Annotated in this window: 20 protein-coding genes; 11 read left to right on the forward strand and 9 right to left on the reverse strand. The window is 71.8% G+C overall.

From position 1 onward, the window contains the following. Positions 1-7: 7 nt before the first annotated feature. The 3 genes from RT054_RS04075 to RT054_RS04085 all read right to left on the reverse strand — a co-directional run bounded on the left by RT054_RS04075 (position 8) and on the right by RT054_RS04085 (position 4,693). Positions 8-1,150 carry an alkaline phosphatase family protein gene (locus tag RT054_RS04075; RefSeq protein WP_313022239.1) on the reverse strand — a complete coding sequence of 381 codons (1,143 nt, stop codon included), beginning with the start codon at positions 1,148-1,150 and terminating at the stop codon, positions 8-10. A 100-nt stretch (positions 1,151-1,250) separates the two neighbouring features. Beyond that, positions 1,251-1,838, reverse strand: coding sequence for a DUF5998 family protein (locus RT054_RS04080; protein ID WP_312719886.1), 588 nt, complete (start codon positions 1,836-1,838; stop codon positions 1,251-1,253). 29 nt (positions 1,839-1,867) lie between these two features. Beyond that, entirely contained in the window at positions 1,868-4,693 is a 2,826-nt protein-coding gene (locus RT054_RS04085) for a GNAT family N-acetyltransferase (protein WP_313022240.1), read from the reverse strand. 287 nt (positions 4,694-4,980) lie between these two features. Here RT054_RS04085 and RT054_RS04090 point away from each other — a divergent pair, with 287 nt between their 5' ends. From RT054_RS04090 to ptsP, 6 genes are all read left to right on the forward strand, one after another. Continuing rightward, entirely contained in the window at positions 4,981-5,742 is a 762-nt protein-coding gene (locus RT054_RS04090) for a DeoR/GlpR family DNA-binding transcription regulator (RefSeq protein ID WP_312719884.1), read from the forward strand. After that, positions 5,739-6,692 (forward strand): 1-phosphofructokinase, encoded by a 954-nt coding sequence (gene pfkB, locus RT054_RS04095; RefSeq protein WP_313022241.1) that lies wholly within the window; start codon positions 5,739-5,741, stop codon positions 6,690-6,692. The genes RT054_RS04090 and pfkB overlap by 4 nt, the downstream gene beginning before the upstream one ends. Positions 6,693-6,719: 27 nt before the next feature. Beyond that, positions 6,720-7,172 (forward strand): fructose PTS transporter subunit IIA, encoded by a 453-nt coding sequence (locus tag RT054_RS04100; protein WP_313022242.1) that lies wholly within the window; start codon positions 6,720-6,722, stop codon positions 7,170-7,172. Further along, a complete protein-coding gene (locus RT054_RS04105) occupies positions 7,169-9,097 on the forward strand; it encodes a PTS fructose-like transporter subunit IIB (RefSeq protein ID WP_313022243.1) in 1,929 nt (642 codons plus the stop codon). The genes RT054_RS04100 and RT054_RS04105 overlap by 4 nt, the downstream gene beginning before the upstream one ends. Positions 9,098-9,132: 35 nt before the next feature. After that, positions 9,133-9,402, forward strand: coding sequence for an HPr family phosphocarrier protein (locus RT054_RS04110; protein ID WP_312719880.1), 270 nt, complete (start codon positions 9,133-9,135; stop codon positions 9,400-9,402). An 88-nt stretch (positions 9,403-9,490) separates the two neighbouring features. Further along, positions 9,491-11,173: a phosphoenolpyruvate--protein phosphotransferase gene (gene ptsP, locus RT054_RS04115; RefSeq protein WP_313022244.1), complete on the forward strand. Its 1,683-nt coding sequence runs from the start codon at positions 9,491-9,493 to the stop codon at positions 11,171-11,173. 170 nt (positions 11,174-11,343) lie between these two features. On the opposite strand, the gene RT054_RS04120 is transcribed toward ptsP, so the two are convergent. Further along, complete coding sequence (locus tag RT054_RS04120) at positions 11,344-12,309, reverse strand: PIG-L family deacetylase (RefSeq protein ID WP_313022245.1); 966 nt, start codon at positions 12,307-12,309, stop codon at positions 11,344-11,346. A 255-nt stretch (positions 12,310-12,564) separates the two neighbouring features. Between RT054_RS04120 and RT054_RS04125 the strand changes: the two genes are divergently transcribed. The 3 genes from RT054_RS04125 to RT054_RS04135 all read left to right on the forward strand — a co-directional run bounded on the left by RT054_RS04125 (position 12,565) and on the right by RT054_RS04135 (position 16,893). After that, complete coding sequence (locus RT054_RS04125; RefSeq protein WP_313022246.1) at positions 12,565-13,329, forward strand: SDR family NAD(P)-dependent oxidoreductase; 765 nt, start codon at positions 12,565-12,567, stop codon at positions 13,327-13,329. Between the two features lie 256 nt (positions 13,330-13,585). Continuing rightward, complete coding sequence (locus tag RT054_RS04130; protein ID WP_313022247.1) at positions 13,586-14,080, forward strand: OsmC family protein; 495 nt, start codon at positions 13,586-13,588, stop codon at positions 14,078-14,080. Positions 14,081-14,214: 134 nt separating this feature from the next. Then, complete coding sequence (locus tag RT054_RS04135; protein ID WP_396837198.1) at positions 14,215-16,893, forward strand: DNA topoisomerase (ATP-hydrolyzing) subunit A; 2,679 nt, start codon at positions 14,215-14,217, stop codon at positions 16,891-16,893. Positions 16,894-17,035: 142 nt separating this feature from the next. Here RT054_RS04135 and RT054_RS04140 read toward each other — a convergent pair whose 3' ends face one another. The 5 genes from RT054_RS04140 to RT054_RS04160 all read right to left on the reverse strand — a co-directional run bounded on the left by RT054_RS04140 (position 17,036) and on the right by RT054_RS04160 (position 24,078). Continuing rightward, positions 17,036-18,322 carry an MFS transporter gene (locus tag RT054_RS04140; protein ID WP_313022248.1) on the reverse strand — a complete coding sequence of 429 codons (1,287 nt, stop codon included), beginning with the start codon at positions 18,320-18,322 and terminating at the stop codon, positions 17,036-17,038. Continuing rightward, a complete protein-coding gene (gene argE, locus RT054_RS04145; protein WP_313022249.1) occupies positions 18,319-19,524 on the reverse strand; it encodes an acetylornithine deacetylase in 1,206 nt (401 codons plus the stop codon). The genes RT054_RS04140 and argE overlap by 4 nt, the downstream gene beginning before the upstream one ends. Before the next feature lie 203 nt (positions 19,525-19,727). Further along, entirely contained in the window at positions 19,728-21,275 is a 1,548-nt protein-coding gene (gene glpK, locus RT054_RS04150) for a glycerol kinase GlpK (protein WP_312721616.1), read from the reverse strand. Positions 21,276-21,370: 95 nt separating this feature from the next. Continuing rightward, on the reverse strand, positions 21,371-22,129 hold the full coding sequence (locus tag RT054_RS04155; RefSeq protein ID WP_312721617.1) for an MIP/aquaporin family protein: 759 nt from the start codon (positions 22,127-22,129) through the stop codon (positions 21,371-21,373). Between the two features lie 203 nt (positions 22,130-22,332). Then, a complete protein-coding gene (locus tag RT054_RS04160) occupies positions 22,333-24,078 on the reverse strand; it encodes a glycerol-3-phosphate dehydrogenase/oxidase (protein WP_313022250.1) in 1,746 nt (581 codons plus the stop codon). A 174-nt stretch (positions 24,079-24,252) separates the two neighbouring features. On the opposite strand from RT054_RS04160, the gene RT054_RS04165 reads away from it, so the two are divergent. Both RT054_RS04165 and RT054_RS04170 read left to right on the forward strand, forming a co-directional pair. Continuing rightward, the gene (locus RT054_RS04165) at positions 24,253-25,230 is read left to right on the forward strand and encodes a sugar-binding domain-containing protein (RefSeq protein ID WP_312721621.1); all 978 of its coding nucleotides are present in this window, start codon (positions 24,253-24,255) and stop codon (positions 25,228-25,230) included. Continuing rightward, complete coding sequence (locus RT054_RS04170; protein WP_313022251.1) at positions 25,227-26,231, forward strand: sucrase ferredoxin; 1,005 nt, start codon at positions 25,227-25,229, stop codon at positions 26,229-26,231. Before RT054_RS04165 ends, RT054_RS04170 begins: the two co-directional genes overlap by 4 nt. The last annotated feature ends 1 nt before the right edge of the window (position 26,232 follow it).

The raw sequence follows: 26,232 nt of genomic DNA on the forward strand, positions 1-26,232 counted from the left end.
GCGCGAGTCAGCGTCCTCGCGGTGGGACGAGGAGGAACGGGATCGTCAGCTCGTCGGGCGTGAGGGACCCGTGGAGCCCGAGCAGGCTGCGCAGTTCCTGACGCTGGGTCCGGGAGTCGACGATCGCCTCCTCGCCCCGCATGACGGCCACGACGTCGCCGACCCGGTCGCTCATGTCGTCCTCGACGCCCCCGAACAACTCCTCTGCCCGCTCACGGCCGATGACCCAGGCCCGGCCCTCCAATCTCTCCGACCACGTGGCGAGCACGTCGGCCGCCGCACCGGGTTCGCAGTAGAGCTGCAGCGCGCGGGGCTCGCCACCGGCGTGACGCACGCCTGCGGCGAGTTCGGCGTCCTCGGCGAGATCGATCCGGTTCTCCAGCGGGCACGTGACCATGCCGTGGTCGGCGGTGACGACGATCGCCGTGTCGCTCGGGACGGAGGCCGCGAGCCGCCGGAGTTCGCCGTCGACGGCCTCCAACTCGGCGCCCCACTCCCAGCTGTCCGGGCCGCGCACGTGCCCGATCTTGTCCACGTCGCCCCAGTACAGGTAGACGAGGCCACGAGGGGCGCCGCGCAGCGCGGCGAGGGTCGCGTCGACCCGGTCGGGCAGCGAATGGGCGGCGGTGAACGCTCCGCCGCGCAGGGCGGCGTTGGTGAGCCCCGAACCGTCGAAGAACCCCGGCCCGACACGCGTGACGGGGATCCCCACCCGGTCGGCCTCGGCGAACAGCGTCGGGCGCGGCTGCCACAGGTAGGGGTCGGGGCCGTCCTCCCAGCTCAGCTCGTTGAACAGCCGATCGGCGCCGGGGACGAGAACGGTGTAGCCGAGCATCCCGTGCGCGCCCGGAGGCAGCCCGGTGCCGAACGTCCCCATGCTCGTGGCGGTGGTCGAGGGGAACCCCGACAACAGCGTCCGCCCCGTCGGCAGCAGGGAGCGCAGGAACGGCGCGTGCCCACCGCGACGTCGCAGCAGCGCGTCGCCGAGCCCGTCGACGAGCACGACGACCGCCCGCGCACACTCGGGGACCGCGAGGCGTCCGACGACGTCGGGGACTCCGAGCGCCGCGCAGACCGACGGCAGGACGTCGGCGAGTCCGCCACCGTCGTAGGCGGGCGCCGGGGAGAGCAGATCCGCCGGGGTCGTCACGACGTCCCTCCGCCGCGCATCCACGGCGTCGGGCGGGTGGACGGCGTCGGGCGGGTGGACGGCGTCGACGGTCCGCGGCACTCCCCGGAGACGCGGTCGCTCACCGTGCCGTCGCAGCCTGCAGGGCCGAGGCGAACGCGACGGCCTGGGAGAGCGCCGAGTCGCCGTCGGCGACGGCGCTGACCCGGATGCTGATGTCGTCGGCGGTGAGGGTGCCCTCGTAGCCGTGGTCGGCGTCGCACGCGGGGTCGCCGCAGGTCGCCGGCAGGAGGTCGACGCGCGTCACCGAACCCCAGCCGATCGTCACGGTGATCTCGTGCCCGAGGATGCCCGGCCGGTAGGACGCCGGGTCGGCGACGACGTGGGTGAGCATGACGCCCCGTACCCCCGACAGCGGGACGCTCTCGGTCGTGGCCGTGGCGGTGCCGACGGGCGCGCCCTCCTCCGTGTGGTCGTCGGCGTGGGCGACGACGAGCCGCGTGGCGGTGAGGACGAGCACGGTGACGTGCCGGCGCACCGAGTCGTGGTCGAACGTCGTCTCCTGATGGACGAGGTGGGAGACGACGTCGTCGCCAGCGAGCGCGGTCGAGACGACGTCGCGCACGAGGCCGGGGTAGTACCCCGCACGTTCGATGTCACGGATGAGGGCGGGCGGCAGTCCGCCGGAGGCGCGGGACGGGACGTTCATTCCCTCAGTGTCTCCTGATCTGCGCGGACTCACGTCAACGCCCTGCGTCCGGGGTCGGTGCGGGTGTCGGCCGGCGCGACGACGATGGCCGCGCCGAGGATGTCGGCCCCCGCCGGGTGGGCGTTGACGGGGTTGAGCTCGAGGTGGGCGATCTCGGGGACGTCGTCGGCGAGGGTGGCGACGCGGGCGAGGATGTCGACGAGCGCGTCGTTGTCGACGGCCGGCGCGCCGCGGTATCCGGTGAGGACGGGTGCGGAGGCGATGTCGCTGAGCAGACCGCGGGCGTCGACGTCGGTGAGCGGCGGGATGCGGTGGGAGACGTCGTGCAGGAGGTCGGAGCTCGCGCCCGCGATCCCGAACGACACGACGGGTCCGAAGAGGGGGTCCTCGACCGACCGGATGAGGGTCGCCAGGCCGACCGGCGCCATCTCCTGGACGACGAGCATGGGGTCGTCGGCGTGGGCGAGCTGTTCGCTCAGGGTGTCGAACGCCGCGACGACGGAGGCGTCGTCGGTGAGCGCACCACGGACGCTGCCGGGCAGGGTGCGGATGGCCGGGAGCATCGTGCGGACGACCACCGGCCCGCCGAAGCGCTGCGCGGCGTCCACGGCCTCCTCGGCGTCGCTCACCGGCACCATCGGCCACACCTTCAGGCCGTAGGTGGCGAGCAGCGTCGTCGCCTCCTCCGGGGTGAGGGGGCGCCCCTCGGGGGCCTCGGCGAGGACCCGGTCGACCAGCCGTCGCGCGGCTCCCTCGTTGATGCCGTCGGGGGTGATGATCTCGCCGTGGTCGCTCTGTCGCCACTGCGCATACCGGGTGATGGCGGCGAGGGCCGCGATGCCGTCGAGGGGGGTCTTGTACACCGGCACGATGTACCGCCCGCCGTTGCTGCGGGGACGCCCGGCGCGATGCATGACGTCGGTGACGTCGCGCAACCCGAGGAACGTCGTGAGACACGGCTTTCCGTACAGCCACGCGATGTGGGCGATGGCGGCGGCGACCTCCTCGTCGGAGGAGCCCATGGGCGGCGTCACGCACACGATGACGCTGTCGACCTCGGCGTCGGCGAAGGCCGCCTCCGTCGCCGCGGCCACCGTCGTCGCGTCGCAGCCGGTGGCCAGGGACACCGGACCGTGGGTGACCGTGAGCCCCGCCCGCTCGGCGGTGTCGACGACGATCGAGTTGAGACCGCGTGAGGTGCCGATGACGGCGATGCGCGGGCCCGCGGGGAGGGGCTGGTGTTCGAGGAGCTCGGCGATGTCGACGAGTTCGTGGATGCTGCTCGTGCCGATGATCCCCGCCTGGTCCAGCAGCGAGTCGAACGCGGCGGCGCCGACGAGGGAGGCGCGGGTGCGGTGCCCCGGGGGCACGGCGCCGATCGTGCCGGTCGTGACCGCGACGACGGGCTTGCTCATCGAGAGCTGCCGCGCGATGCGCGAGAACTTGCGCGGGTTGCCGACCGACTCGATGAACATCCCGACGGTGCGGGTGTCGTCGTCGTCGATGAAGTACTGGAGGAGGTCGTTGCCGGAGACGTCGATGCGGTTGCCGGCCGAGGCGAACACCGACACCCCGAGCCGTCGCCGGGCGACGGAGGCGAGCAGGCCGACGCCGATGCCGCCGCTCTGGGTGAAGAGGCCGAGCGAGCCCGGCTCGGGGACGTGCCTGGCGATCGTCGCCGCGAGGCGGACCGCGGGGTCGTTGTTGACGAGCCCGAACGCATTGGGGCCGAGGACACGCATGCCGTAGTCACGGGCGCGGCGCAACAGTTCGGCCTGCCGCTCCGCCCCCTCGGGGCGGCCGGACTCCGCGAATCCGGAGGAGATGACGAGCAGGGTGGTGACCCCGGCCGTCGCGCAGTCGTCGACGACGTCGAGGACCCGCTCGGCGGGGACGCAGACGACGGCCATGTCGACGCCGCCCTCGATGTCGCTCACCTTGGAGTAGGCGTGCAGGCCGCGCACGGAGTCGGTCTCGCTGTTGACGAGATGGACCGCCCCGGAGAACCCCCCGTCGAGGATGCAGTCCAGCGCGAGCGAGCCGACGGCGTCGGGGCGGCGGCTCGCCCCGACGACCGCGAGCGACCGGGGGCTGAGGACCCGGGTCATGCTCTGCGCCTCGGCACGGTGCTCGCGGGCGAGCTGCACGGCCTTGCTCTTCTCCGTGGGCTCGATCGTGAACTCCACGGCGATGACGCCGTCGTCGAAGTGGTGCGACACCTCGTAGCCGGCGTCGATGAAGACGTTCATCATGCGGCGGTTCTGCGGCAGCACGTCGGCGACGAAGCGGCGGACACCGCGCTCCTGCGCGACCGCGGCGAGGTGCTCGAGGAGCACCGAGCCCACGCCACGGCCCTGGTAGTGGTCGGAGATGTTGAACGCGACCTCGGCGATGCTCGGGTCGCTGAGGCAGTCGTAGCGCGCGATGCCGATGACGACGTCGCGGATGGTCGCGACGATCGCGGCCCGCGTGTCGTAGTCCACGTGGGTGAACCGGTGCATGTCGCGCTCGGAGATCTCCTTGATCGGCGCGAAGAACCGCAGGTAGATGGACTCCGCCGACTGCTGCGCGTGGAAGGCCCGGATGCCCTCGGCGTCGGCCGGGACGATGGGGCGGACGTGCGCGACGCTGCCGTCGCGCAGGACGACGTCGGCCTCCCACTCCGCGGGGTAGTCGTCGGGCCGATTCGCCCCCGTGGGGGCGGGGGCCGTGGCCGCGTCGGCCGGCGGCACGACCGGCGACCCTGCGGGGCCGCCGACGGGGGCCTCCTTGGGGGCGTCGCCGTGGTGGTGCGGGGACGCGGCGGGTCGAGGTGCGGCGGGCGTGTCGGGCGTGGTCACGTCGTCGTCGGCCATGTGCTCATCATCCCACGCACACCTACCGACCGGTCTGCCCGAACAGCACTCCCCGGCGGCGACCACGTCACATCGCGAGCCACGATCGCAGGTCCGCACCTGCCACGGCACCGACCCGACGGCACCGACCCGTCGACACGACGACACGACGACCCGACGACACGCCCGGACCGACACGTGGCCGGGCGGTGTCGGCGGGCATCGACACCCAAAGTTGCGCAAGCCTGCCCAAACGGGCACGACCCCACTATCGTCGGACACACCACCGGACAGGAGGAACCGCGCAGATGCATCAGCACGAGCGGCACACGTTCATCGTGGATCTCGCGCGCCGCACCTCCCGGGTCGACGTCTCCGACCTCGCCGAGACCCTCGACGTGACCCCCGAGACGATCCGCCGTGACCTCACCGTCCTCGAGCGCCACGGCCTCGTCCGCCGTGTGCACGGTGGCGCGATCGCGATCGAACGCTTCGGTTTCGAGCCCACGATCGAGAGCCGGAGCCGCCACCACCAGGGCGAGAAGCAGCGCATCGCCGAGGCCGCCGCCCGTCTCGTGCCCGAGCACGGAGCGATCCTGCTCGACGCCGGCACGACGACCGCCGCGGTCGCCGAGCTGCTCCCCCACGGGCGTGAGCTCACGGTCGTCACGAACTCCGTCACCGTCGCCGGGGTCCTCGCCCGTCGCACCGACATCGACCTGCACCTCCTGGGCGGGCGGGTCCGGCCCCGCACCCTCGCCGCCGTGGGCCCGTGGGCGGTGGACGCCCTCTCCGGCGTCCACATCGACGTGGCGTTCATCGGCACGAACGGCATCTCGATCGCGCGGGGTCTCACGACGCCCGAGGAATCCGAGGCCCTCACCAAGCGGGCGATGATCGCGGCCACCGCACGGGTCGTCGTCGTGAGCGACCACTCCAAGATCGGCACCAACCACTTCCACCGGTTCTGCGACCTCGGGGCCGTCGACACGATCGTCACGGACACCGGGCTCGACGAGGAGACCGCGGCCGATCTCGCCTCACACGGACCGGAGGTCCTGCTCGCATGATCGTCACCGTCACCCCCAACCCCAGCGTCGACCGCACGATCGCCGTCGACCGACTGCTCGAGGGCGAGGTCAACCGCGCCACCGCCACCCGGCTCGACCCCGGCGGCAAGGGCATCAACGTCTCCCGGGCGGTCGTCGCGAACGGCGGGGCCACGGTCGCCGTGCTTCCCGTCGGTGGTGTGCACGGGCGCATGATGACCCAGCTGCTCGACGGCACGGGCGTCGTCGTCGAGGCCGTCCCGATCGCCCAGTCCATCCGCGCGAACATCGCGGTCGTCGAACCCGACGGCACGACGACCAAGATCAACGAGCCGGGTCCGAACCTCACGACCACCGAGGTCACGACGTTCCTCGACACCGTGCGCGAGGTGGTCAAGGCCTCGCCGGGGGCCTGGATCGTCGGGTGCGGCAGCCTCCCCGGTGGCGTCGCCGGTGACTTCTACGCCGACCTCGTCCGCCTCGGCCACGAGGTCGGCGCCCGGGTGGCGATCGACACCTCCGGGGCCCCGTTGCCCCCGGCGATCCCCGCCGGACCCGACCTGATCAAGCCCAACCGCGCGGAACTCGGGGAGCTCGTGGGCGCGGACCTTCGCACCGTCGGCGAGGTCGTCGACGCCGCCCGCGACCTCATCGCCGGGGGAATCGCGCAGGTGCTCGTCTCCCTCGGGCGCGACGGCGCCCTGCTCGTCTCCGCCGACACCGTCCTGCTCGCCGCGGCCTCCGTCGACAGACCCCTCTCGACCGTGGGGGCGGGGGACTGCACGTTGGGGGGCTACCTCCTCGCGCTCGACCGGGGGGCGTCGCCGCAGCAGGCGCTCGTCCAGGCCGTCGCGTTCGGGTCGGCCGCGGTCGGCCTCCCCGGCACCGAGGTGCCCTCCCCGGCCCACGTCGCGTCGATCGAAGTTCGTGTCGACACCGACCCCGAGCGCCCGGCTCCACTGATTGACTGATCCCTCCACCCAGAACAAGGAGTTCGCATGTCCGCCACCCTCATCACCGACGCCCAGGTGCTCCTCACCCTGGAGGGGGACCGGAACGCCGCCACCCGCGCCCTCGCGGGCACCCTCGTCGACACGGGCCGCGTCACGGACCTCGACGGATTCCTCGCCGACGTGGAGGTCCGTGAGCAGCAGATGGCGACGGGTCTTCCCGGCGGCATCGGCATCCCCCACTGCCGCAGCGTGCACGTCACCGAACCCTCCCTCGCGTTCGGACGCTCCGAGCAGGGCATCGACTGGGGTGCCGAGGACGGCCCCGCGCACCTGATCTTCCTCATCGCCGTCCCCGAGGGCAGCGACGAGGACCACCTCGCGATCCTCGCGAAGCTCGCGCGAAAGCTCATGCGCCGCGAGTTCAAGGACGCCCTCCGTGAGGCCCCCGACGCCGCCACCGTGGTCCGAGTGGTCCAGGAGGAGGTGGTCAACGCATGAATCTCGTCGGCGTAACGTCCTGCCCCACGGGCATCGCGCACACGTACATGGCCGCCGAGGCACTCGAGCAGGCCGCCCGCGACGCCGGCCACGAGATGATCGTCGAGACCCAGGGATCGGCCGGCTCCACCCCCCTGGACCAGGCCACCATCGACGCCGCCGACGCCGTCATCCTCGCCCACGGCCTCGAGGTCAAGGACAAGGACCGCTTCGCCGGAAAACCCACCGTCGACGTCGACGTCAAACAGGGCATCGCCCGCGCCCCCGAACTCATCACCGAAGCCGTCGCCCTCGCCGAGGCCGCCGCGACCGACGCGACCGGCGCCCCGGGCGACTCGGACACGACCGATGTCGGACCCCTGTCGTTCGTCGGCGTGACGTCCTGCCCCACGGGCATCGCGCACACGTACATGGCCGCCGAGGCACTCGAGCAGGCCGCCCGCGACGCCGGCCACGAGATGATCGTCGAGACCCAGGGATCGGCCGGCTCCACCCCCCTGGACCAGGCCACCATCGACGCCGCCGACGCCGTCATCCTCGCCCACGGCCTCGAGGTCAAGGACAAGGACCGCTTCGCCGGAAAACCCACCGTCGACGTCGACGTCAAACAGGGCATCGCCCGCGCCCCCGAACTCATCGCCGAAGCCGTCGCCCTCGTGCGGTCCGCTCGGGCGGGCGCCGAGGGAGCCGACGGCGAGCGCGGCCGCGGCTCCGAGCTCGAGGGTGCGGGCGCCGGGTCGAGCACCGCCACGACGCCCACCCCCGGCGCGACGGCCGCGCGGGCGACGCCCCCGCGCTCCTCGGAGCGCCCGGCGACGGTCGGCACCGGCACCAAGGTGCGGCAATGGTTGATGACCGGGGTGTCGTACATGATCCCGTTCGTCGCCGCGGGTGGAATCCTCATCGCGCTCGGTTTCATGCTCGCCCAGGTGGTCGGCGGTGAGACCGGCGCCATCGACGTGGCGAACAACTACTCCCTCGTCCACGAGGACGGCACGACGAACATCGTCGCGAACTTCGACCCGACCGACGGGATGCAGTGGGCCGCGCTGCTCTTCCTCATCGGTTCCACCTCGTTCGGCTTCCTCGTCCCGATCCTGTCGGGGTACATCGCCTACGGCATCGCCGACCGCCCCGGGCTCGTCCCCGGCATCGTCGGCGGCATGATCGCCTCGACGATCGGCGCGGGCTTCCTCGGCGGTATCGCCACCGGCTTCATCGCCGGGTTCGTCGCGCGGTGGATCGCGGGGTGGAAGGTCCACAAGGGGGTGCGCGGCGTCATGCCGGTCGTCGTCATCCCGCTGCTCTCGACGCTCATCACCGGCGGGCTCATGATCCTGCTGCTGGGCCGCCCCATCGCCGCCCTCATGACGTGGATGAACGACGCCCTCAACGGGATGTCCGGAGCCAACGCCGTCCTGCTCGGCGCGATCCTCGGGCTCATGATGGGTTTCGACCTCGGCGGGCCGGTCAACAAGACCGCCTACACCTTCGCCACCGCGGGCCTCGCCGCCGCCGGAGACATGCCGCTGCGCATCATGGCGTGCGTGATGGCCGCGGGCATGGTGGCACCGCTCGCCATGGCCGCGGCCACGGCGATCCGGCCGAAGGTCTTCAGCCCGGCCGAACGCGAGAACGGCCGCGCGGCCTGGCTTCTCGGCGCCTCGTTCATCTCCGAGGGCGCGATCCCCTTCGCCGCGGCCGACCCCGTGCGGGTCATCGCCGCCTCCCTCGTCGGCTCCGGAGTCACCGGTGCGCTCGTCATGGCGTTCGGCTCGACCCTGCGGGCCCCGCACGGCGGCATCTGGGTCGTGCCTCTCATGGGCCACCCGCTGATGTTCCTGCTCGCCGTCGTCATCGGCGCCGCGCTCATGGCGGCCGTCGTCCTGCTCCTCAAGTCCTCGTCGCGCCCGGCGACGGTCTGATCCCCCGCAAGAACAACCCTCACAAGGAGAATCCCATGGCATCCCGTCAGGTCAGCATCGCCTCCTCCGTCGGTCTGCACGCCCGCCCCGCGGCGCTGTTCGTCCAGGAGGCGACCGCGACCGGTCTGCCCGTCACCATCGCCAAGGAGGGCGCCGACCCGGTCGACGCCCGCAGCATCCTCGCCGTCATGGCCCTCGGCGCCAAGCACGGCGAGACCGTCACCCTCGAGGCGAACGGCGAGGGCGCCGACGCGGCGCTCGACAAGCTCGTCGCCCTGCTCTCCCGCGACCTCGACGCGGAGTGACGGCGTGACCGGCCCGTCCACTGTCCAGCCGTCGGGCACTGTCCAGCCGTCGGGCACTGTCCAGCCATCGGGTGACGCTCCCGCCGGCATGCCCGGCCACGAGGTCCTGCACGGCATCGGCGTCTCCGCGGGGACGGCCTCCGGTCCCGCAGTCCAGGTGCGTCCCGCACCGGGTCCCGACACCTCCGAGCCGCCGACGACCGACGTCGAGGAGGCCAAGGCGCGGGTCCGCACCGCGATGGAGGAGGTCGCCACCGGCCTCACCGCGCGCGCCTCCCACGCCGACGACCACGCCCGCCCGATCCTTGAGGCGACGGCGATGATGGCCCGCGACCCGGGCCTGGCCTCCGGCATCGACACCCAGCTCGCCACCGGGCTCGGCATCACGCAGTCGGTCCACAAGGCCGTCGAGGAGTACTGCGTGATGTTCGCCTCCCTCGGCGGGTACATGGCCGAGCGCGTCACCGACCTGCGGGACGTCGGCGACCGCACGATCTGCCGTCTGCGGGGTGAGCCCGAACCCGGCGTGCCCGAGCTCACCGAGCCGTCGGTGCTCATCGCGTACGACCTCGCTCCGGCGGAGACGGCGACCCTCACCACCGACACGGTGCGCGGGATCATCACCTCCGCCGGCGGGCCCACGAGCCACACGGCGATCCTCGCCGCCCAGCTCGGGATCCCGGCCGTCGTCCAGGTCAAGGGCGCGATGCTCATCGACGCCGGCACCGACGTCGCTCTCGACGGCGGCGTGGGCGAGGTCATCGTCTCCCCCACCGAGAAGGAGAAGGCGCAGCTCTCCGAGCGCAGCCGTCGCCGTGCCGAGGCCCTCGCGGGCAGCAGCGGCGAGGGCGCGACCCGTGACGGCAAGAAGATCGCCCTGCTCGCGAACATCGGCACCGCCGACGACGCCGTCAGCGCCGCGGCCAAGGACCTCGAAGGCTCCGGCCTGTTCCGCACCGAGTTCCTCTTCCTCGAACGCGACCAGGCTCCGAGCCTCGAGGAGCAGACCGCGACCTACACCACGGTGCTCGAGGCGTTCGGTGACCGTCGCGTCGTCGTGCGCACCCTCGACGCGGGCGCGGACAAGCCGCTCTCCTTCGCCGACCTCGGCGAGGAGGAGAACCCGGCCCTCGGCCGCCGCGGTCTGCGTCTGGGCATGATCCGCGAGGACCTCCTCGACACCCAGATCGAGGCCCTCGCCGCCGCCTACGCCAAGACCGGTGGCGACGTGCGGGTCATGGCGCCGATGGTCGCGACCCTGGACGAGACGACGTACTTCGCGGAGAAGGTCCGTGCGGCCGGACTCCCCAAGGTCGGGGTCATGGTCGAGATCCCGGCGGCGGCGCTGCGGGCCGAACAGATCCTCTCGATCGTCGACTTCGTCAGCATCGGCACGAACGACCTCTCGCAGTACACGATGGCCGCGGATCGCATGCAGGGCGAGCTCGCTCCCCTGCTCGACCCCTGGCAGCCCGCGGTCCTGCAGCTCATCCGCGCCACGTGTGACGGGGGCCGGGCCACCGGCAAGCCCGTCGGTGTCTGCGGTGAGGCGGGCGGCGACCCGCTGCTCGCGCTCGTGCTCGTCGGGCTCGGGGTGTCGTCGTTGTCGATGGCACCGGGGCGCGTTCCCGCAGTGCGCGCCGCCCTTCGACTGCACGACTACGCGACGTGTCAGCAGATGGCGGCCTACGCCCTCAACGCGAGCAGTGCCGTCGCGGGCAAGGAGGCGGTCATGGGGATCGTCCACCCCAACCTCATCGACCTGCTCTGAGCAGGTCGGCCTCCGAGGTTCTCGACGACGGGGCGGCTGCGTGGATCATCCGCGCAGCCGCCCCGTCGTCGCCGCTCCATCCCACCCCGCCACACCCACCTCCACCGAGCCCCCTCCCACCGGACCCCACCCGTTCGATGACGTCATCCGGTCGGATCCGTCGATGTGGGTCAGGGGGTGGGGTCGAAGGGCCAGGCGTATCGGAGGCCGGGGGCGAGGCCGGGCTCGATGAAGTACTCGTGCCCGAAGACGACGGCGAAGTGCTCGGGCGGGATCGACAGGAACATCCCGATGTCGGTGACCTGACTCGCGTGACAGGCGAGGGCGGCCCGCTTGGCCTCGACCGCGTCTCCGAGTGCGACGGCCCAGTGGATCTCGGACTCCGGCGTCCCGACGGGGTTGCCGTCGTCGGCCGGGCCGTCGACGTCCATCCGACGGGCGGCGGTCGCGATCCCGCCGGCGTCGGCGACGGTCTGGCGGTGTGCAGATCCGGGCGTCTCGGGGTCGGCCGCGGGACCCTCCGGGTCGGTGGTGGAGACGTCCCGGTGGGTGACGGATGCCTCCGGGTCGGTCGTGGGAGCCTCCGGAGCGTCCTCGGGCGCGAGGGCCTCGGCGGCCGCGAAGACCGCGCGAAGGTGATCCCGGTTGAGCGTCGACTCCACCAACCGCGGCCGCGAGGCGGCGAGGTCGGCCGCCGCGTGGGCGACGTGGTGGGCCTTGACATGGTCGGGGTGGCCGTAGCCCCCGTGCCAGTCGTAGGTGACGAGGACGTCGGCGCCCTCCTCGTCGAGGATGGCCGCCAGTCGGGCCGCCGCCTCGCCGGTGTCGGCGACGTGGAAGGAATCCTCCCCCTCGTTCTCCTCCCACCCGGTCATGCCGGAGTCGGCGTAGTCGAGCCACGCGATCCGCGCCGTCCCCGTGACCCGCGCCGAGGCCGCGGCCTCGCGGCGGCGGCGGTCGATCAACGTCTCGTCGGCGGCGAGGTCGTCGGGCACCTCCCCGTGATCGCCGTTCGTCGCATACACGCAGACGACGCGATGCCCTCGGCGGGAGGCCAGCGTCATCGTCCCCGAGGTCTGGGACGCCTCGTCATCGGGATGGGCATGGAAGAACACGATCGTGGACACGTCCTCCATCCTTCCGCATGGTCGGTCGTCCGGGTCCGCGCGGGTCCCGGCAAGGGACATGATCCGCCGAGAGGCGCCGGGCCGGGGCGACCCGAGACGGGCGTTCCGGGCACGGCCTCGAACCCCGTCCCGGTGGGGTGGGCCGGTCTCTCGAGGTACGCACGAACGAGTGGGCCCGAGGCGGCTCTGCGCCTCGACGTCAGGCGTTAGGTTGGGCGCGACGACGGCGTCACCCGGGACGCCGATGACCATTGAGGAGTTCCGATGCAGATCACCCCGCAGACCGTCGCGATCGTCACCGGCGGAGGCTCCGGCCTCGGCGAGGCCACCGCTCGCCGTCTTCACGCGGACGGTGCCGCCGTCGTGCTCCTCGACCTCGAGAGCAGCAAGGGCGCGCAGGTCGCGGCGGACCTCGGCGAGCGCGCCCGGTTCGCCCCGACCGACGTGCGCGACGAGGACGCCGTGCTCGCCGCGATCGAGGTGGCGAAGGAACTCGGTGAGCTGCGCATCGCCGTCTGCTGTGCGGGTGTCGCCACCCCGGGCCGGGTCCTGGGCCGCAAGGGCCCGCTGCCGCTCGAGACCTACCGCACGGTCATCGACATCAACCTCGTCGGCACGTTCAACGTCCTCCGTCTCGCAGCAGCGGCGATGACCGAGAACGAGCCCGTCGACGGCGACCGCGGCGTCATCGTCATGACCGCGTCGATCGCCGCCTGGGACGGCCAGGTCGGCCAGGCCGCGTACGCGTCCTCCAAGGGCGCGATCGTCGGTCTCACCCTCTCGGCCGCCCGTGACCTCGCCGACAAGGCGATCCGTGTCGTCACCATCGCCCCCGGCACGATGGAGACCCCGATGATGGCGAGCCTTCCCGAGGAGACCAAGGCGAGCCTCGGCGCCATGGTGCCGCACCCGAGCCGTCTGGGCCGCCCCGAGGAATACGCCGCCCTCGCCTCGCACATCGTCGCCAACGGGATGCTCAACGGCGAGGCGATCCGGCTCGACGGCGCCCTGCGGATGCCGCCGCGCTGACCTCGTCCGCCCTTCCGGCGGTGCAGGCCCACGTCGACGCGGGGGTCCGGCGTCGATGTGGCAATCTCGACGGAGTCGATCTCGATGCCGGGGAACCCCGAGCCCCGTGACCAGCGGTTTCCCACTCGCCCGCTCGTGCGGACGCTCTCGACGCCGTCGAGATTGCCACATCTCTTCGAGGACGCCTTGACCGACGAGCCCACGCCGTGCGGGCGACGAGGTCATCCGCGACGCCGGGGTGTGGCACGGTGCTGCCGTGGCGACTCACACCTATGACCTGCACCTCATCTGGGACGGCAATCGCGGCAGCGGCACGTCCGGCTACCGCGACTATGGCCGCGACGTACGCGCCCGCTGCGAGGGGCGTCCAGAGCTGGCGTTGTCCGCCGACCGGCCGTTCCGCGGCGACGCCACCCGCTGGAACCCCGAACTGCTGCTGGTCGGGGCCCTGAGCGAGTGCCACATGCTCTCGTTCCTCCACGTCGCGGTGACGCACGGGGTCGTCGTCACCGCCTACGAGGACTCCCCCACCGGCACGATGAGGCAGGAGGGCATCGGCGGACACTTCACGCGAGTCCTGCTGCGGCCACGAGTGACGGTCGCGGACCCGGCCCACGTCGACCTCGTCCCCGCCCTGCACGAGGAGGCGGGTGCGGCGTGCTTCATCGCCGCCTCGGTGGACTTCCCGGTCGACCACGAGCCCATCACCCGGGTGGAGAGCGCTTCCCCCGCGGGCAGCGGCGAGGCGTGAGGGGCGTGGGTCTCCCCGCCGGCTCCCGGTGCGCCCATACCCACCCCGGCAGGGTCCCGGCGTGCCGGGTGGGCCGAGCCGGACCGCATGCGGGAGGATGGGCGGTCGGCACGAGCAGGTGAAGGAGAACGTAGGTGGCGCGAGGCAAGCAGCCCTCACTCCTCGATGAGGACTTCGAGGAGAACATCGTCGACATCGACGTCCAGGACGAGATGGAGGGGGCGTTCCTCGAGTACGCCTACTCCGTCATCTACTCCCGGGCGTTGCCGGACGCGAGAGACGGGCTCAAGCCGGTGCAACGGCGGATCCTCTACGGGATGCGGGAGCTCGGCCTCCGGCCCGACCGGGGCCATGTGAAGTCGAGCCGCATCGTCGGTGAGGTCATGGGTAAGTACCACCCTCACGGCGACTCGGCGATCTACGACGCGCTCGTGCGTCTGTCGCAGCCGTTCACGATGCGACTGCCGCTCATCGACGGACACGGCAACTTCGGTTCCCTCGACGACGGTCCCGCCGCGGCCCGGTACACCGAGGCCCGGATGAGCAGGGCCGCACTGCCGATGGTCGACGGCCTCGACGAGAACACCGTCGACTTCGTCCCCAACTACGACGATCAGCTCCTGCAGCCCGACGTGCTTCCCGCCGCCTATCCCAACCTCCTCGTCAACGGGGCGAGCGGCATCGCGGTCGGCATGGCGACGAACATGGCGCCGCACAACCTCGGCGAGGTGATCGCCGCGGCCCGGCACCTGCTCGACCACCCGGACGCGAGCCTCGACGACCTCATGAAGTACGTCCCCGGCCCCGACCTCCCCGGCGGTGGGCGGATCATCGGCCTCGACGGCGTCCGTGACGCCTACGCGACCGGACGCGGCAGCTTCCGCACCCGCGCGACGTGCCGGATCGAGAACGTCACGCCGCGACGCAAGGGCATCGTCGTCACCGAACTGCCCTACCTCGTCGGCCCCGAGAAGGTGACGACGAAGATCACCGAACTCGTCCACGCGAAGAAGCTCCAGGGCATCCACGACCTCGTCGACCTCACCGACGGCGAGAACGGCCTCCACCTCGTCATCGAGATCAAGAACGGCTTCAACCCCGAGGCCGTCCTCGAGAAGCTCTACCGGCTCACCCCGCTGGAGGACTCCTTCGGCATCAACAACGTCGCCCTCGTCGAGGGGCAGCCGCGCACCCTGGGGCTCAAGGAGCTCCTCTCGGTCTACGTGGCCTTCCGTCTCGACGTCGTGCGCCGCCGCACGCAGTACCGCCTCGAACGCGCCCTCGACCGCCTCCACCTCGTCGAGGGTCTGCTCATCGCGATCCTCGACATCGACGAGGTCATCCAGCTCATCCGCGCCGCCGACGACGCCGCCGTCGCGCGCGAGCGACTCATGGACGTCTTCGAGCTCTCGGAGGCGCAGGCCACCTACATCCTCGACCTCCAGCTGCGTCGGCTGACGAAGTTCTCCCGCCTCGAACTCGAACGCGAGGCGGAGGAGCTGCGCAGCCGGATCGAGGCCCTGCGCGCGATCCTCGCCGACGACGAGGTGCTGCGACGCGTCGTCTCGACCGAACTCGCCGAGGTCACCGCGGAGCTCGGCACCCCGCGCCGCACCGTGCTGCTCGAGGCCTCCGGGGCCGCGACGACCAGTGCTGCCGCGCCCCTGGAGATCGGCGACGACCCCTGCTTCGCGCTCCTGTCGTCGACGGGGTTGCTCGCCCGCACGACCGAGCGCACCTCCTTCCCGGCCGACGCGCCGCGGGCGGCGCACGACGACGTCGTCGCCGCCGTCCCGACGACCGCCCGTGGACAGATCGGTCTGCTCACCTCCCACGGCCGCGTCGTGCGGGTGTCCGTGCTCGAGCTGCCGACGATCCCCCCTACGAACGGGGCCGCCTCACTCGCCGGGGGCACGGCGGCGAGCGTGTACGTCCACCTCGCGAAGAACGAGGTGCCGATCACGATCCTCGGCCTCGACGAGGAGGCCACCGGGCGACCGGGCGTCGCCCTCGGCACCGCCGCGGGCGTCGTCAAACGCGTCGTCCCCGAGTACCCCGCGGGGCGCGAGGAGTTCGACCTCATCGCGTTGAAGAACGGCGACACGATCGTCGGTGCACGCGAACTCGCCACCGGCACCGAGGAACTCGTGTTCGTCACCTCCGAGGCCCAATTGCTTCACTTCGGGGCCGACCTCGTGCGCCCGCAGGGCCGCGGCGCCGGAGGGGTGGCCGGCATCAAGCTCGCGGCCGGCGCGCGGGTCGTCGCGTTCGATGCCTACGACCAGGAGGCGAAGGTCGTCGTCGTCACGGTCGCCGGTGCCGCCGCCGGCGGCGCGACCCAGAAGGGCAGCGTCAAGACCACACCCGTCGAGGAGTACCCGGGCAAGGGGCGGGCCACCGGCGGGGTCCGGGCGCACCGGTTCGTCAAGGGTGAGGACACGCTGCTCGCGGCGTTCGTGGGCCCGGGGCCGGTCCGTGCGGTGACGCGGACCGGCAAGCCCCTCGCGCTGCCGAACCAGATGGGCCGCCGGGACGGCTCGGGCACCACCTCACCCGGCGTCGTCGCCGGCCTCGCCCCCGCGAGCGCGACGACGGCGTGGACCGGTTCGGCGACATCCCGCACGGGTGCCGGGGACGCGCTGTTCGACGACGCCGGGATCGCGGCGACCGCCCCGGGCGCCGGAATCGGCGACGCCGCCGACGCCGGTCCGACCCTCGACCCGCCCCGCCCGCCGCGGCCGCGCCCACGCGTCGACCGCACCGAGGGCGACGACCCCGACTCCCTCGACGACGTCGTCCAGATCGGCGACTGAGGATCTCGGAGCGCGCGTCCAGTGCGAACCGAGAAGGACCCCACGGCACCGGCTGCCGTGGGGTCCTTCTCGTCACGGGTCGCGCACCCGATTCGTCATGGGTCGCACGGTGAGGATCGGGGCGACGCCTCCCCACGGTCGGTCACCGCGCCGAATACACCCTCCGGGCGATGACGAGGCAGCCGATCGACAGCAGGGCGACCGCGATGTAGTAGAAGCTCGGCGCCTGCAGGTGGTAGGTGACGAGCCAGGCGAGGATCGTGGGAGCGAACCCGCCGAGCAGCGTGACACCGATGTTGTAGGCGAGCGACATGCCGGTCGTGCGCACCTCGACCGGGAAGAGCTCGGCGAGCAGGGACGGCAGCGGCGCGAAGTACGCGGCCATGAGGGTGCCGAGGACGACCTCGATCGCGACGAGCGTCCCGACGGCCGGGGCGGTGGTGAGCACCGCGAACATCGGCCAGGCGACGAGCATCCCGATCACCGCGGCCGTGAGCATGATCCGCGTCTGCCCCACGCGGTCGGCGAGGCGACCGACGAACGGGGAGCCGACGAGCGCGATGAGCCCGGCGACGGCGGCGCCCGCATACCCGCTCCACGGCGGCAGACCGAGGTTCTTCTGCGCGAACGTCGGCAGGTAGGTGATGAGGTACACGCTCATCGTCGCGACGCCGACGCAGCCGGCCGCGGTGAGGACGAGCGGCATGTGGGTCCGGAACGTGGCGCCGAGCGGGGAGTCGACCTTCTCGGCGTCGGTGAACTCCGGGGTGTCGTCCATGCGCAGCCGGATGTAGAGACCGACCGGCCCGATGAGCAGCCCGAAGACGAACGGCAGCCGCCACGCCCACGCGTGCAGAGTCTCGGTGGACACCTGGGTGTGCAGGAGGAAGCCCGCCGTGGCCGCGAGGAACATCGACGCGCCCTGCGTGGCGACCTGCCAGGAGGCGTAGTAGGCCTTGTGCCGTTGGGTGTGCTCGGTCATGAACGCCGTCGCCGAGCCGAACTCGCCGCCGGCCGAGAACCCCTGGACGAGTCGCGAGACGACGATGAGCAGCGGCGCGGCCACACCGATCGTCGCGTACGTGGGCGCGAACGCCATGAGGGCGACACCGAGCGTCATGAGGGCGATCGTCAGGGTGAGCGCGGCCTTGCGACCGTGCCGGTCGCCGTAGTGACCGATGGCCATCGCGCCGAGCGGACGGATGAGGTAGCTGACCCCGAACAGCCCGAACGTGACGATGAGGCCGATGGGGTCCTCGAGATCGGGGAAGAACAGCGTCGCGATCACCGGCGCCATGAAGGCGTAGACGATGATGTCGAACCATTCGAGGGCGTTGCCGAGGGCGGCGGCGATGACGGCCCGACGGCCGCGACGCGGGTCCTCCGGGCGGGCGAGAGGGGCCGAGGGCGTCGGCGGGACGGCGCTCATCGCCCCGCCTCCGCGGTCGTCGCGGAGAGGTGGTCGATCAGCGCGCCGAGGAACTGCTCGCACGCGACGATCTGGTCGAGCTCGACGTACTCGTCCGCGGCGTGGGCCTGGGCGATGTCGCCGGGGCCGCAGACGATCGTGTCGATCCCGGTCTCGGCGAACTGCCCGGCCTCGGTGCCGTAGGTGACCTTCCCCTCGGGCTCGGCGGCGCCGAGGGCGAGCGCGAGCCGGGTGGCGGGTCCGTCGGCCGAGGAGTCCAGGCCGGGCACCTGGGCGAGGACCTCGAGGCGCACCGAGACCTCGTCGGCGCGCTCCGGGATCTCCGCCTTCATCTCGGCCTCGAGGCGAGCGGCGACCGATCGCAACGACTCGACGACCTCGGCCGGGTCGTCCGCGGCGATCGACCGGAACTCCAGCTGGACGACACACCGGTCGGCCACGGTGTTCCCCGCGATGCCGCCGGAGACGAGGTTGACGCTCGTCGTCGTGTGCGGCACCGGGTAGGCCGGATCGAAGGGCCCGCCGGTGCGCCAGGCGTCGGCCATGCCACGCACCTCGGTGATGAACCGTGCCGCGTGCTCGATCGCGTTGACGCCCTGCGGGGTGAGCGAGGAGTGCGCGGCGATCCCGGTGAACGTCACCTCGAGGAGGTTGATCGACTTGTGCGCCGTGACGACCCGCATCGAGGTCGGCTCGCCGACGACGCACACCTCGGGAGCGAGGCCGAGATCGGCGATCTGCTTGACGATGTGGGCGCCGCCGAGGCACCCGACCTCCTCGTCGTAGGAGAGCGCGAGGTGGAGGGGGGCACGGAGGTCGGCCTCGACCATCCGCGGCAGGAGGTGCAGGGCGACGGCGGTGAACGCCTTCATGTCGCACGCACCCCGACCGTAGAGGCGGCCGTCACGGATCGTCGGGGTGAACGGGTCGCTCGTCCACTGCTGCCCGTCGACCGGGACGACGTCGGTGTGCCCGGAGAGGACGACGCCCCCGCTGCGGGCACCGTCCGCGGCGGGGATCGTCGCGACGAGGTTGGCCTTCCTCCCCGACTCGTCGGGGAAGAGCTGCGGATCGATGCCGTGGTCGCGCAGATACGCGGCGACGACCTCGATGAGCGGCAGGTTGGAGTCGCGGCTGGTCGTGTCGATCTCGACGAGCCGCTCGACCCACGACAGGGACGCGGGGGGCTGTGTCTGCTCCATGAGACGTGATCTTAAGGACCGGGATCGACGGCGCTCCCCGCGGGGGCGTCGACCGCGTCGTGCGGGGTGGATTCGCTACCTCGCGGGAGCGGACCCCCGGCCCCGGCGGCACCCCGGCCCCACCGGCACCGCCCCCGGACACGACCGTGCCCGGCCACCGAGGGCGGCCGGGCACGGAGGATGGTGCGTGATACGGGACGAGGTCAGTCGACGTCCTCGTCCACCCACTCGAAGGTCTTGGTGACGGCCTTCTTCCACTGACGCAGGAGGCGCCCGCGCTCGGCGTCCTCCATGTGGGGCTCCCAGCGCTTGTCCTCGGCCCAGTTGTCGATGACGTCCTGCTCGCCCTCCCAGAACCCGACGGCGATGCCGGCGGCGTACGCGGCACCGAGCGCCGTGGTCTCGGCGACCTTCGGGCGCACGACCGGCACACCGAGCATGTCGGCCTGGAACTGCATGAGGGTGTCGTTGGCGGTCATGCCACCGTCGACCTTGAGCTCGGTGAGCTCGAGGCCCTGCGTCTTTGCGTCCTCGACCATCGCGTCCATGACCTCCCGGGTCTGGAACGCCGTCGCCTCGAGGGCGGCACGGGCGATGTGTCCCTTGTTGACGAACCGCGTGAGGCCGACGAGCGCACCGCGGGCGTCACTGCGCCAGTACGGCGCGAACAGGCCGGAGAACGCGGGCACGAAGTAGGCGCCACCGTTGTCCTCGACGGTCGCGGCGAGCTTCTCGACCTCGGGGGCGGTGGCGATGATGCCGAGGTTGTCGCGCAGCCACTGCACGAGCGAACCGGTGACGGCGATCGAACCCTCGAGCGCGTAGACGGCCTTCTTGTCGCCGATCTTGTAGCACAGCGTGGTGAGCAGGCCGTTCTCGCTGGCCACGGGCTCCTCACCGGTGTTGATGAGCATGAAGTTACCCGTGCCGTAGGTGTTCTTCGCCATGCCCTTGCTGAAGCAGGCCTGGCCGAACGTCGCGGCCTGCTGGTCACCGAGGTCACCGGCGACGGGGGTGCCGACGAGCAGGCCCTGCGGACGGCCGTAGCCGTACACCTCGGAGGAGGACTTGATCTCGGGCAGCATCGACATCGGGATCGTCATGTCCGCGCAGACGCCCTCGTCCCAGGCGAGCTTGCGGTAGTCCATGAGCATCGTGCGGGAGGCGTTGGTGACGTCGGTGACGTGGACGCCGCCCTGCGTACCACCGGTGAGGTTCCAGATGACCCACGTGTCGGTGTTGCCGAAGAGCAGGTCGCCGTTCTCGGCCTTCTCACGGGCGCCCTCGACGTTGTCGAGGATCCACTTGACCTTGGGGCCGGAGAAGTACGTCGCGAGCGGCAGGCCGCAGATGTCCTTGTACTTGTCGGCACCCTCGTCGCCCGCGAGCTCGTCGCAGATCTTCTGGGTGCGGGTGTCCTGCCAGACGATGGCGTTGTAGACCGGCTCCCCGGTGTTCTTGTCCCACACCACCGCGGTCTCGCGCTGGTTGGTGATGCCCACCGCGGCGATCTCGTGGCGGTTGACCTCGCCGCGGGAGAGGCACTGGCCGACGGCCTCGCGCACGTTGGTCCAGATCTCCGTGGGGTCGTGCTCGACCCAGCCGGCGCGCGGGAAGATCTGCTCGTGCTCGAGCTGGCCGACGCTCCTGATCTGTCCGCCGTGGTCGAAGAGGATCGCGCGCGAGCTCGTCGTGCCCTGGTCGATCGCAAGGACGTACTTCTTCGGGGTGGTCGTGTCCTGGTTGGTCATGGCTGGCCTTTCACGTCGTTGTGAGATGTGACGTTTCTACTCGGGGGCCGGAGACGCCGGGTGCGGCGCCTCCGGCCTGGTGGACGGGGTGGTGCTCAGAAGACCTGCGCGAGGAGACCGGCGAGGAGCGCGCCGATGATCGGGCCGACGACGGGAACCCAGGAGTAGGCCCAGTCGCTGGCGCCCTTGCCACGGATCGGCAGGACCGCGTGGGCGATACGGGGGCCGAGGTCACGAGCCGGGTTGATGGCGTAGCCGGTGGGTCCACCGAGGGACAGACCGATACCGACGATGAGCATCGCGACGGCGAGCGGACCGACCTGCGCCGGCGTGTTGCCGAAGCGGAGGATGATGTAGACGAGCACGAAGGTGCCGAGGATCTCGGTGACGAGGTTCCAGCCGTAGGAGCGGATGGCCGGGCCGGTCGCGAAGACGCCGAGCTTGTCGGCCGCGGGGGCCTCCTCGTCGAAGTGCTTCTTGTAGGCGAGGAACGCGCCCACGGCGCCGAGGAACGCGCCGAGGAACTCACCGGCGAAGTAGACCATCGTGGAGACGAACGTCACCGGCACGCCCTTGGCGTACTCGGCGGCGCCACTCGCCCACAGGCCGACGGTGACGGCCGGGTTGAGGTGGGCACCGGAGCGGTAGGCGGCGTACACACCGGCGAACACGGCGAGACCCCAACCGAACGTGATGACGATCCAGCCCGAGGCGTTCGACTTCGTCTTCGGGAGCACGACACCGGCGACGACGCCCGCACCCAGGAGGATGAGGATGGCCGTACCGAGGACTTCGGACCAGAAGACCTCCATCAGCGTGGGGGCTGCCGCTGCGGCGGCGAGTGTGTGGAGCATGGGTTTTCCTTACACGTCGTTGTGCGGCTGGCGAGGCGACCAGCCGGGAGCGTCTCGATCGGGTCGATCGACCACGCTGGGTGGAACAGGGCTCGTTCGACCCCCCGGTGGCACAGGGGTGGGGCCACCGGTGGGTCGAGGAGGGCGGGCGGGACGCCCGACGTCCGGGGCCGCCACGTCGGCTGCGGCCCCGGACGAAGATGTCAGGCGAGGGGGACGATGTCCTCGACCTTGAGGCGCTCGGCGCTCGCGACGGCGTCGGAGTGCGTGGCCTCGGCGGCGAGTTCGGCCTCGGTGCGCTCACGGTAGAGGTCGAGCTCACGCTGGACGGTGGCGTCGTCCCAGTCGAGCAGCGGCGCCATGAGGCGCGCGATCTCCTCGCCGGCGGCGGCGCCGCGGTCGCGCTGCTCGAAGTCGAGCCGGACGCGCTTGCGAAGGACGTCCTCGAGGTGGATGGCGCCTTCGTGGGTGACGGCGAAGACGACCTCGGCGCGCAGGTAGGCGGGCGCCTTCTCGAGCGGGGTGCCGAGATCGGTGTCCTGCTCGACCATCTCGAGGATGTCGGGCAGTTCGTCGCCGTACCGGTCGAGAAGGTGCTGTACCCGCTCGGTGGTCCATCCCTGATCGGCGGCGATGCGGTCGCGCTGGGCCTGCCAGGCAGCGTAGGCGGCAGCACCGACCAGGGGGGTCTGTTCGGTCACGCACGGGTGCGCCTTGACGGCGTCCTTGCCCCCCGTGCGTTCGAGTGCGAAGTCGACGGCATCCTCGGCCATGACGCGGTAGGTCGTGAGCTTGCCGCCTGCGATGGCGCACAGGCCGGGCATGACCTCGGCGACGGTGTGCTCGCGGGAGACCTTGGCGGACTCGCCGCTGCCCTTGCTCTTGGGCTGCAGCAGGGGACGCAGGCCGGCGTAGGTGCCGATGATGTCGTCGCGGGTGAGGTTGCTCGCGAGCACCGAGTTGGCGTGCTCGAGGATGTAGTCGATGTCCTCCGACGTGGTCACCGGGTGGACGAGGTCCTCGGTCCACTCCGTGTCGGTCGTGCCGATGACCCAGTAGCGGTCCCACGGGATGATGAAGAGGACCGACTTCTCGGTGCGGAGGAAGATGCCCGTCTGACCGTCGATGCGGTCCTTGGGGATGACGATGTGGATGCCCTTGCTGGCCAGCACCTGCAGGCCGCCGTTGCGGGTGGCGAGGTCCTGGGTGCGCTCGGTCCAGACGCCGGTCGCGTTGATGACGTAGCCGGCCTGCACCTCGATGTCCTTGCCGGTCTCGAGGTCGCGGACGATGGCGCCGGTGACGCGCTCGTCGCCGCCCTTGTACTCCTTGATGTAGTCGACGACCTGCGCGCGGCTCGCGGCGAGGGCGCCGTACTCGGCGGCGGTGCGGACGAGGTCGATGACGAGGCGCGCGTCGTCGACGCGGGCGTCGTAGAAGCGGATCGCGCCGATGAGGGCGTCCTCGCGGATGTCGGGGAAGAGCTCGCGGGCGCCGTCCTTGGTGTAGTGGCGCTGGCTCGGCACGGCGCTGTGGCCGCCGCCGCCGAACTGGGCGAGCATGTCGTACATGCCGACGCCGACGGCGCTGTAGGAGCGCTCGACGACGGGGGTCTTCAGCGGCCACAGGAACGGCTGGGCCTTGACGAGGTGCGGCGCGGTGCGCGTGAGGAGCAGACCGCGCTCCTTGAGCGCCTCGGCGACGAGGGCGAAGTTGAACTGGTAGAGGTAGCGCAGACCGCCGTGGACGAGCTTGCTCGACCACTGGGAGGTGCCGCCGGCCCAGTCCTGCGCCTCGACGATCGCGACCCGCATGCCGCGGCTCGCGGCGTCGAGGGCGATGCCGGCGCCGGTGACACCGCCACCGACGACGAGAACGTCGACGCCCTCCTTGCTCATGCTCTCCAGCGCCTGCTCGCGCTGAGTGCGGTTCAACCTGTTGAGTGGCATCTCGTCCTCCTGGGCGTCGTCGTTGACGGGTCGCGATGCACGGGGCCATCGCGTCTCACATGGGCCGTGGGAGGCCGGCCATCGTGTGGCCGGCTCCGTCCTGACATCTACGATCCTCCCCCGCGGCCGTTCGTGCATCACCCTTGCACGAACGTGCACGTAGGCTGTCGTGCCATGAACGAACGCGAGTTGGCGGCGGTCGCGCATTCCTACTACGTGGTCGGCGAGACGATGGACGTCATCGCCCGACGGCTCCGCGTCTCGCGATCGACGGTCTCCCGGCTGCTCTCCGAGGCCCGCCAACGCGGGATCGTCCAGATCACGATCAACGCCCAGGTCCACGACTCCCCCGCCCTCGCCCGACACCTCGAACGGCTCGGCGTGACCGGCCACGTCGTCGACGTCCGGGACGGCGCCTCGGCGCTGGCGCACCTCGACGCGGTCGCCCGCACCGCCGGGCACCTCGTGAGTTCGCTCATGAGCGACGGGGACTCGCTCGGCATCGCGTGGGGGACGACGACGTCGGCCGTCGTCGAGCGCCTGCCCGCCAAGCCGTTGCAGGATGCGACCGTCGTCCAGCTCAACGGCGCCGCGAGCAGCTGGACGAGCGGCATCGCCTACGCCGGCGACATCCTCGGTCGGGCCGCCCTCGCCTACGGCGCCCACGCCCAGTACTTCCCGACCCCCGCGTTCTTCGACGACCCGCGCACTCGGCACCTGCTGTGGCAGGAGGCCTCCGTGCGCCGCGTCCTCGACATGCACCGGCGCCTCTCGATCGCCCTGTTCGGCGTGGGGAGCCTGTCGGCCGAACTCCCCTCGCACGTCTACGCGGCCAACTACCTCTCCAACGCCGACCTCGCCGAGCTGCGGGCCGAGGAGGTCGTCGGCGACGTCTGCACGGTGTTCGTGCGGGAGGACGGGACCTGGGCCGACATCGCCCTCAACGACCGCTCCAGCGGTCCGACTCCGGGATTGCTGCGCACGCTGCCCCGGCGGGTCTGCGTCGTGAGCGGACCCGCCAAGGTCCCCGCGCTCGTGGGGGCGCTGCGTGCGCACGCGGTGACCGACCTCGTCCTCGACCGGCCGACCGCCACCGCCCTCGTGCGCCACCTCGAACACCGGCCGCGGGTCGCGGCTAGGCTTCCGGGATGAGCTCTGCCGTCCGTCGTCACGCCCCGCTCCCCGGCTCCTGCGCCGGCATGTGGACCGACGCCGACGAACCGGCCTGGGGGTCGGCCGCACCCGCGACGTTCTGGGTGGCGCTCGAGCAGCCGGGCCCCTGGGGCCACAAGGCCCTCACCGAGTCCCGCCTCGCCCCCGAGATCGGTCGCGCGCTCGAGCGCGGATGTGCGGCGGCCGGTGGCCGCGCCCTGCTCATCCGCAGCACCGGCGAGCACCACGTCGGGCGCGGTGAGTGCCCCTCTCACCGCCGCCTGTACGTCGCGGGCGGCATGCCCGAGGGCACGCCCTGGCTGCTCACGGGCGAGATCGGCGACCCGTCCCTCGTGCTCGACCTCCCGTTCGCGACCCTCGGGGGGGCCGACCCGGGCCCCGCCCTCGAGGCCGTCCGCGCCCTCTCGCTCACGCAGGAATCGGTGCTGCTCGTGTGCACGAACGCCCGCCGTGACGCGTGCTGCGCGGTGCTCGGCCGTCCCCTCGCGCTCGAAGCGGGGACGCTGCGTCCCGGGCGGGTCTGGGAGTGCACCCACACCGGTGGTCACCGTTTCTCCCCCACCGGGGTCGTCCTGCCCACCGGCGCCACCCTCGCCCGCCTCACGCCCGACCTCGCGGTGCGTGCCCTCGAGGCCGCCGACCGCCAGGAGATCGGGGACGAGCTGCTCCGACCCCGCCACCATCGGGGCCTGTCGCACCTGGCCCCACCGCTCCAGGCCGCCGACGCCTGGGTCCGCCACCGGTTCGGCGAGGGCGACGTCAGGGCGCTCACCGTTCGCCGCCTCAGCGAGGACGAGGAGCCCGACGGCTCGGTGCGCGTCCGCGTCGACCACAGCGACGGACGCAGCCTCGAGGTCGTCGCCACCAAGTCCTACGACGAGGCCCGGCCGCGCAAGAACTCCTGCACGACCGGGCCCGTGCCCGCCGAGAGCTGGCGGGTCGCGCCCGTCCCGGCGGCCGGACTCACCGGGACGCCGTGAC

Origin of the sequence: Mobilicoccus sp. (genome assembly GCF_032060985.1) — a bacterium.
Taxonomy (GTDB): domain Bacteria; phylum Actinomycetota; class Actinomycetes; order Actinomycetales; family Dermatophilaceae; genus Mobilicoccus.